Origin of the sequence: Sphaerospermopsis aphanizomenoides BCCUSP55, assembly GCF_001586785.1 — a bacterium.
GTDB lineage: Bacteria > Cyanobacteriota > Cyanobacteriia > Cyanobacteriales > Nostocaceae > Sphaerospermopsis_A > Sphaerospermopsis_A aphanizomenoides_A.
In genome coordinates this window covers 1-8,010 of the sequence record NZ_LUFH02000164.1, presented here as the reverse complement: position 1 = coordinate 8,010, position 8,010 = coordinate 1, and the positions used below count along the sequence as shown (strand labels likewise).

Genomic DNA, 8,010 nt, shown 5'->3' with positions numbered 1-8,010 from the left:
AAATTAATTCTTTATTCTGAAATTCTTGTTTATCCTGAACTCCTGATAGCGAAGCGTGGCGTAAGCCATACTCCTGATAGCGAAGCGTGGCGTAAGCCATACTCCTTGAACTCCTATTGCTTATTTTCTAATTGCTGTTCTGTGCAAATCCGTCAGAGTTTCCTATCCTGGAGATATATGGCTTTTTAAAGTGGCATGACCAGTCAAAAAACTCAATTAACTCTCAAAATTGCTGTAGTTGGCGATGTTCACGACCAATGGGAAGTAGAAGATGGTTTAGCACTCAAGCATTTGGGTGTTGATTTGGTGTTGTTTGTGGGGGATTTTGGCAATGAGTCCGTGGAAGTGGTGCGGGCGATCGCTTCTTTGGATATTCCTAAAGCTGCCGTAATGGGAAACCATGATGCTTGGTATACTGCCACTGAATGGGGACGAAAAAAGTGTCCTTACGATAGAACTAAGGAAGACTGGGTACAGGAACAGCTAGATTTATTAGGTACTGCCCACGTTGGTTATGGTAAGTTAGATTTCCCAGAGTGGAATTTAACTGTGGTGGGAGGTCGTCCTTTTAGCTGGGGTGGCCACGAGTGGAGATTTGCGGATATCTGTAAAGAACGCTATGGTGTGTCTACCTTGGAAGAATCAGCAGAGAAAATCTTTCAGGTAGCCAAAAGTGCGGCTTGTGAGAATATTATCTTTTTGGGACATAATGGACCTAGTGGTTTAGGCGATCGCCCTGAAGATCCCTGTGGTAAAGATTGGCATCCTATCGGTGGGGATTTTGGCGATCCAGATTTAGCTGAGGCCATTTCCTTATGTCTCAATGCGGGGAAAACTATTCCTTTAGTTACCTTTGGTCATATGCACCGCAATCTTCGTCATACAAAGAAGGTGCTAAGAAAAGCCATTTTTAGAAGCCCAGAAGGAACAATTTACTTAAATGCAGCTACTGTACCCCGAATTGTGCAAGAAAACGGAGTAAAACGGCGAAATTTTTCCCTAGTATCCCTGGAAGGAAGTATGGTGACTCAGGCTTCTACTGTTTGGGTGGGTAATGAGTTCCAGGTGGTATCAGAGGAAATTTTTTATAATTCTTCGGCTTCAGTTGTGCCAAGTGTGTAATTATAGGCTATACTGTTATCTGTCGGTTTTTGTGTTTAACAAGCTGACAGACAATTTGGAGAGGTGGCAGAGTGGTCGATTGCGCCTGACTTGAAATCAGGTGAAGTGAAAGCTTCCGGGAGTTCGAATCTCCCCCTCTCCGTTGAATAGATTTTATACCATATCACGCAGAGTCGCTCCAGTCGCACAGAAGAGCGCAAGAGTGTGGTTTCAATATATTACACTTGTTTTCAGGCAGGAATGATTTTGTTACTCTGTCTGCTTCAATTTGCCAGTTTTAAATTTAACAGCTTAAAGCCTGTTCAGACTTAATTTTTTTCCAAGTCCCATCAGGTAATTTTGATATTATTGTGGAGTCTATTCTCCGGGATAACTTTACTCTGATAGTATATTTTGTTAATCTAAAGACCTAACTTTGAGACTAAAATCCAGATGAGAACAACTACAGGCAATGTTCATAGTCCAACACCTACTCCCAGTTATTCTCCCTCCGTACCTCTTCATGTCTACCGGGAATTAGTTGCCGAGTTGCAAGCAGTACAGGCTAAATTGGATGTAGTTACCAGTCATAATCAGAAATTATCTCAGGAAAATCAACAACTACGCCAAGAAATTAGTAAAGTTGTTCAGTCTTGTTTAGAACTGCAAAAGTTAGTGGACTCTTCTGGTTCTAGTTCTCAACCACCTAAACGCACTCAAGTTGAGGCAAAAAAAATACCCAATTCGCAACCGCAACCATCACCACGTATTAAAGCTGAGGCTAAATCTGCAACTAAACCACCAGTTAAACCAACACCTCCTCCACGTCAACCAAAAACCTCACCTCAAAAAAACCAGTATGAGATTATTTCTGTACCTGTAGTAGATATGAATTTTCCGGTATCAGAGCCAGTTTTTATAGAAGAACAAGAAGTAAGATATTATGCTCCTCAAAAGTCGGATTTAAAGGGATTGAGTAGTTGGTGGTTAATAATTACTATTGTGTTAATTATGATTACTGGTTTTAGTGCTGGGTATTTGGTTGTGCGTCCTTTGTTGCAACAAAGTCAGCATAATTAGTATCTAAACTTTCCTAAATCTATAGACAAATATTGAGACAATATAGCAACTGCCAAGGTGCTTAGAACATCAACAGATGATAAAACGTAGACACTAAAAGCCTTTTAATTAGTCTTGTTTGGAATTGACAGGATGCAATTTTAAGAAGCTATCAAAGGCATACCAAGCCAAAACATACCAGGGAATTATATCTAATTGCAAACCTTTAATTATTAATTGCCTCACAGCTAACATACTGAGTCCCAAGGGAAACAGAAAGCGTAAATCAACTGTACCATTTGTAGCGCGTTCCACTCTTTGGTTTAAATCAACTACCGCATTAGTTATACCTGTTGCCACCTCGGTTTTTCCCTGGGTAATGTCTGCAAAAATTATGCCTATATCCCGTAATGTTGCCAGAACATGGGCGAAACTATCCGCAGTACCATGATGATGGATGAGAATGCTACCTTGATGAACATTAGTCTGCATCTGAGTAATGTGAGGTTGTGCGGCTAAAAAGTTAGCGATATGTTGCATTTTCTCAGCTTGGCGATGGCCAGGTGCAATTCTCAATCTTACCCTTCCGGGAGTATCACTAACAATTTTTGCGGCTATCGAGCTAATTCCATCAGGTTTACCCAATGGGTTATGTTGGTTTCTGGATGGTGATAGTTTATCAATACTGATTCTGCCTGATAATTCACCCGAAAATTACTAACTTCTGCATCTGTTTTGAGTAATTTTTCCAGTTTTTTAGCGTAGGCGGTGTCTTGGGTAATTTGTGGTAAATGAAAACGAATTCTCCCCGAAATTTGATGCACAATCTGATAATCTATTTTTTCCGATGTTGCTGTTTTGGCAATAGATTTTTTTTCCACTTTTTTTAACCCCGGTAGCAGTATTTCTCTTTGTGTCAATTTTTGAGCCGTTTTACCCATAACAGCAGTAAATAAACCCGTGTCTAAAGAGTCCATTAACCACCGAGTTCCATCTGCGGCTATCATGTAAACTAAAATTGCTGGCAAACCGCTAACTTTTAACCCTCTTGTTACCAGTAACCCAGCAATTAAAGGAATTATAGAATTAGATTGTTTTTGCCAAAACCCAGGAGATTTAATTTCAGCTAAATCGAGTTTAGTTGCGGATGGAGTATATTTTACATCGAATTCTGTTAATACTTGCAAAACCTGTGGTAATGGCAGTTGATTTTCATCAAAGGTAAAAATCAAACTTCCTGTGTTTTCATTAGCAGAAATCTTTAATACCCAACTTTGCTGTTTTAACTCTTGGGATAGATGTTCAATTTGTGAATTCCAACTACCATCAATAGTACGGATGCGTACCCTGCCAGCAATTGCATGAACAACTTGTAATTGTACATCTAATGTCACCTCGTCAACTGTTTGACTAGGATTTTGACTTGCGATAGAAGTTAAGTCTGGATGTTCATCCAACTGTGGACTTAACCTGTGGCTACTACTGATGGTTTTAGTCATTATTTGATAGCTGCACTAAGTCAGACATTCACAGTGGTTTCAATATAACTAATTATTTTCTCAATAAGCTTCACTCTTGAGAATAATTTTATAATCCTTAATTTTCGCTACTATTTCTTGGTATTTCTTAGAGGTTGTTTTAAAAGTTTCTGGATGTGACTTTAGGCACTTATTGATCCCCCCTTTCCCCCCTTTCTAAGGGAACTAGAATCAAATTCCCCCTTTGCAAGGGGGATTTAGGGGGATCTAAAAGTTTTTAATACCTTACTAAGGACTTTTCAAACATCCTCTTAGTATTTCTTTAAGGTAATTGGTAATTGGTAAGAATAATAAACTTTTGCCTTTTTCCTTTTGCTTCTTGCCTTCTTACTGTCACCTGTCACCTATCCCTTAAAATCCCAACAATCTTGCACCTTGATAAAATACAAAACTTGTTACCCAAGCTAAAGTAATTGACCAAACAACAGCAAGAATTGTAACTTTAATGCTCTTAGAGGATGTTTTGAGTACGGCTATTGTTGATAAGCCGTTGTGCAGCTAGATTGTATAATAGAAAATTAAGTAAATCCGTGGTCACTCGTGAATTATGCCAGCCAAAAACCATCTATCTCAATAACAGAGAGAAAGGCTATTAAAACATTTAAAAGAGCAAGATAACTCTTATACAAGGGAGAAAATCCTGATATTATTGTTGATGAATGATGGGAAAAATTACCAAGAAATGAGTGATTTTTTAGACATTGCATATACAACAGTAGCTTATTGGGCAGTGCATGGTAATCTGGATAATATAGAAAGTTTTTTATAAATATTATCTTTGTGCAACTCGCATCAAGAGAAATAAACCTGTTCCTAAACCAAATAAGTTAGGCAACCAAGCACCAATGAGGGGAGAAAGAATTTCTGCCTGAGCCAAAGCACCAGAAACTGATAATAATAAATAGTAACTAAAAATAACTATGACACTAATCGCAAAACTTGTGCCTTTACCAGTACGTTGAGGGATAGTTCCCATCGCCGCACCAACTAATCCAAAAATTATACAAACAAAAGGAAAGGCGATTTTTTGTTGAATCCGTACTTCTAATTTTCTAATTTTTTGGGGATTCCCCGCTAAACGTTCTACTTCTAGTTGTTGTAAGGCTTGGGAAATATTCATTTCTCCATAATCTCTACTATCTTCTGCTAAATTTAAAGGCGTGCGGGGTAATTGTAATTGTTGATGTTCAAACCGCAAAATATTACGGTAAGAACGGTCTGGAGCAACTAAATAAATTGTCCCATTGTAAAAATCCCAAACTTGTTGAGAAGGATTCCATTGAGCAGATTCTGAAACTAAAATTTGATTAACTCCTTCCCTAGAACGGTCAATAATGGTTAAACCTTTCATTTGCTTGCCATCAAATTGGTCTGCATAAAACAAGCGTAAAAGGACTTTATTGGTGCTGCCGTCTGGTGCTTTTATTTCGCGGTATTCAGGATAGTAAATATTTTGTTGTTTAAATGATGGTTTGTCGGATTTTAATGCCTGTTCTAAAGTCCGAGTTGCTTCATAATTTGCTGCTGGTGCAATTTGTTCATTAAATACATAAGTCATGCCTGTAACTAAACTGCTTAATAAAACAGCAGTAAATACCATGCGATAAACACTTACTCCACATCCCCGTAAAGCAATGAGTTCACTTTCACTAGACAACCGACTGTAGGTCATCAAAGTAGCTAGTAAGGTGGACATGGGAAAGGAATAAACCATCACATAGGGTAATTTTAAGACAAAAACCTTTAATGCAATGTTAATGGGTAGACCAGATTCGACTACTTTTCGTAATAATTCAAATAAGCTATCAATTGCTAAGACTACAGAAGTAAACGCCCCAACTCCGAATAAAAATAACGGCAGCAACTGCATAGCCAAATAACGATCCATGATGGAAAAAGGCAGCAGTGAACCAAGGGTGTAGAAAGATTTAATCTGCTTGGATACCATAGTACAAATTAAAAATTAAAAATTAAAAATCTTTTGCCTTTTGCCTATTCCCTATGTTTAAACAGAAAACTTATCACCTAAATAATATTGTCGCACTAATGGGTTGTTGTAAAGTTCTTCCGCAATGCCAAAAGCGAGAATTTGCCCTTCCTTCATGATATAAGCACGATCCGTAATAGCCAGGGTTTCGCGGACATTGTGATCAGTGATTAAAATGCCCATACCGCGATCGCGCAATTGTCCCACAATTTGCTGAATTTCCGAAACTGCAATGGGGTCAACTCCTGCAAAGGGTTCATCCAAAAATAAAAATTTTGGGCCTTCTCTTCCCGCTGCTAAAGCCCTGGCTAATTCTGTCCTGCGTCGTTCACCTCCAGACAATTGAATACCTTTACTATTAGCTACTTTTTCTAAGCGAAATTCTCTGAGTAAATCATTTAATCGTCTCGACCACTCCCTGCGTGGTACATTAGTTTGTTCTAGAACTAAAAGAATATTATCTACAACGGAAAGTTGACGAAACACACTTGCTTCCTGTGCCAAATAGCCAATACCCAATCTGGCTCTTTTGTGCATTGGCATTCCTGTAATATTTACATTATCCAACCACACTCTGCCCTGATTGGGTTTTTCTAAACCTGTGGCAATATAAAATGTTGTTGTTTTCCCAGCCCCATTGGGACCGAGTAAGCCGACAATTTCACCTTGAGCTACAGCAAGATTAACGCGATTAACAATAACGCGCTTGCCGTAAGATTTGTGAATATTTTCTAAAACAATTTTCACTATTTACCCAATTTGCTAGTGACTAATTTTAGTGTTCAAAGGGTGCCAGGGAGAAAAAATTCAAAAATACAAAAGGGTAATTGGTAATTGGCTAATTGGTGATCAATGATTATCCTCTGTTACCTGGCCAATGCCCAATACTGAAATTCTAAAATTCTAAAATTCTAAAATTCTAATTAGAACGCTTGAGGGCTGGAGTTTTGGGGGCAGGTTTAGCAGTTTGTCCATTCACATTAGCATCATCCACCATGTAGACAGATTCTACCTGACGATTAGACTGGGGTAAGGCGATAAATCGACCTTCATCAATTAAATATGTAACTTTTTCTGCCCTAATACTATTATTACCTTGTTGCAAAATATAGACATTGCCACTGAAATCAATCCGCCTTTCTTTGCTAAAGTATTGTGCTTGGGCTGCGGTTGCTTGTAACTGACGAGCAGGATATAACATCTGCACATTACCACGAGCAGTAATGACTTGAGTTTTGGCATCATATTCCTGCACATCAGAGCGAATAGTCAGGGGGCGATTACCCCCAGAAGATTGGGCTTTAGCGGTGGGAACTTGGCTAGGAAGGGTAACTGTACCCAACAGAGCTACAGGCAACATGAGGGCGAATCCTAGACGGGGAAATTGGGATTTTAGCAATTGATAGAGAGGTATCATAGCACTTGGGGATAAAAGACTTCAGGTTATATTTTAGTTGGGAGGCTTGACGCTTTCCTACACCTGAAGGTTTCGTTACTGCTATTCCTTGATAATAGAAATTTTGGGGAAAGGCAAGGCTGTATTTTCACTTCCATCCCCACTAGCTATTTTTTCTGGATCTATTTGTTGGAGTGCTTTTAAGAATTCCACACTTTCCAGTAGCAATTTTTCTACATTGATACCGCAATCATTATCTGGGTAACGCCGCAAACGATTACTACCTTCTCCTAATAAAATCATTGCTCCTCGTAGGTTGCCATTACCCAGGTGATATAAAGCTACTGCAATTTGCAGAATACCTTGATACAAAGTTTTTTCTGGCTCAGTTGCTTCAATCCATAGTGCTTCTAAGGTGTCATGACAAGCGTAGAACTGTCCAGAATTGAACTGTTCTACTCCTTGCCAAAATTCTGGGGGCATGATTTGGCTCATCCCATACTATCCCGGATTTCTTTGATGGTTTCCATAGTAATTTCTTGCCTTTCGCCAGCAAACTCATTTTCCGGAGTAAGGAAAAGCATACAGTGACATTCTTTGCGTTCTCGCATGGGTACGCAAGGACAGTTCCAATAAGCTGCGTTCACTTCTGCTTCTTTATCTTCATAATGGCGACAGGGACACAAAGGCGCACCGAGATCGTCTTTATGTTTAGCTAAACCTTCGATAACGACTGCTGTCACAGAAGGTTCAGAACAGAAGTACGTTCCAGTCCGCTTGGCGTATTGTTCGGAAAAATGACGCATTGCCTCTAGGCTCTTATCACTGGCTTTTGTGTTAACTTCTGAATTGATCATTGGATCGGCGTTTGTAATTTAAATATTTCTTTGCATTGTACAACAGCTAGGGTGTGGGGAGCAGGGGAGGCA

The 8,010-nt window shown here is 39.2% G+C and carries 9 protein-coding genes and 1 tRNA gene; 3 read left to right on the top strand and 7 right to left on the bottom strand.

Translation table 11 applies throughout. From position 1 onward, the window contains the following. Positions 1–195: 195 nt before the first annotated feature. From A0J48_RS25320 to A0J48_RS25310, 3 genes are all read left to right on the top strand, one after another. Positions 196–1,122, top strand: a complete 927-nt coding sequence (locus A0J48_RS25320) for a TIGR04168 family protein (RefSeq protein WP_200327338.1) — start codon at positions 196–198, stop codon at positions 1,120–1,122. A gap of 57 nt (positions 1,123–1,179) precedes the next feature. Further along, a tRNA-Ser gene (locus tag A0J48_RS25315) sits at positions 1,180–1,264 on the top strand. A 290-nt stretch (positions 1,265–1,554) separates the two neighbouring features. Continuing rightward, positions 1,555–2,181 carry a hypothetical protein gene (locus A0J48_RS25310; protein ID WP_200327337.1) on the top strand — a complete coding sequence of 209 codons (627 nt, stop codon included), beginning with the start codon at positions 1,555–1,557 and terminating at the stop codon, positions 2,179–2,181. Between the two features lie 108 nt (positions 2,182–2,289). Here the strand turns inward: A0J48_RS25310 and A0J48_RS25305 are convergent, their stop codons facing one another. The 7 genes from A0J48_RS25305 to A0J48_RS25275 form a co-directional block, all read right to left on the bottom strand. Beyond that, entirely contained in the window at positions 2,290–2,805 is a 516-nt protein-coding gene (locus A0J48_RS25305; RefSeq protein WP_200327336.1) for an HMA2 domain-containing protein, read from the bottom strand. Beyond that, complete coding sequence (locus tag A0J48_RS25300) at positions 2,775–3,659, bottom strand: HMA2 domain-containing protein (protein ID WP_200327335.1); 885 nt, start codon at positions 3,657–3,659, stop codon at positions 2,775–2,777. Before A0J48_RS25300 ends, A0J48_RS25305 begins: the two co-directional genes overlap by 31 nt. Positions 3,660–4,470: 811 nt before the next feature. Beyond that, positions 4,471–5,586 carry an LptF/LptG family permease gene (locus A0J48_RS25295; RefSeq protein ID WP_200327339.1) on the bottom strand — a complete coding sequence of 372 codons (1,116 nt, stop codon included), beginning with the start codon at positions 5,584–5,586 and terminating at the stop codon, positions 4,471–4,473. 117 nt (positions 5,587–5,703) lie between these two features. Next, positions 5,704–6,432: an LPS export ABC transporter ATP-binding protein gene (gene lptB, locus A0J48_RS25290; RefSeq protein ID WP_200327334.1), complete on the bottom strand. Its 729-nt coding sequence runs from the start codon at positions 6,430–6,432 to the stop codon at positions 5,704–5,706. 172 nt (positions 6,433–6,604) lie between these two features. Then, positions 6,605–7,102 carry an LptA/OstA family protein gene (locus tag A0J48_RS25285; RefSeq protein ID WP_200327333.1) on the bottom strand — a complete coding sequence of 166 codons (498 nt, stop codon included), beginning with the start codon at positions 7,100–7,102 and terminating at the stop codon, positions 6,605–6,607. 81 nt (positions 7,103–7,183) lie between these two features. Further along, positions 7,184–7,576, bottom strand: a complete 393-nt coding sequence (locus tag A0J48_RS25280) for a DUF309 domain-containing protein (protein ID WP_200327332.1) — start codon at positions 7,574–7,576, stop codon at positions 7,184–7,186. Next, on the bottom strand, positions 7,573–7,938 hold the full coding sequence (locus A0J48_RS25275) for a ferredoxin thioredoxin reductase catalytic beta subunit (RefSeq protein WP_200327331.1): 366 nt from the start codon (positions 7,936–7,938) through the stop codon (positions 7,573–7,575). Before A0J48_RS25275 ends, A0J48_RS25280 begins: the two co-directional genes overlap by 4 nt. Positions 7,939–8,010: the final 72 nt, after the last annotated feature.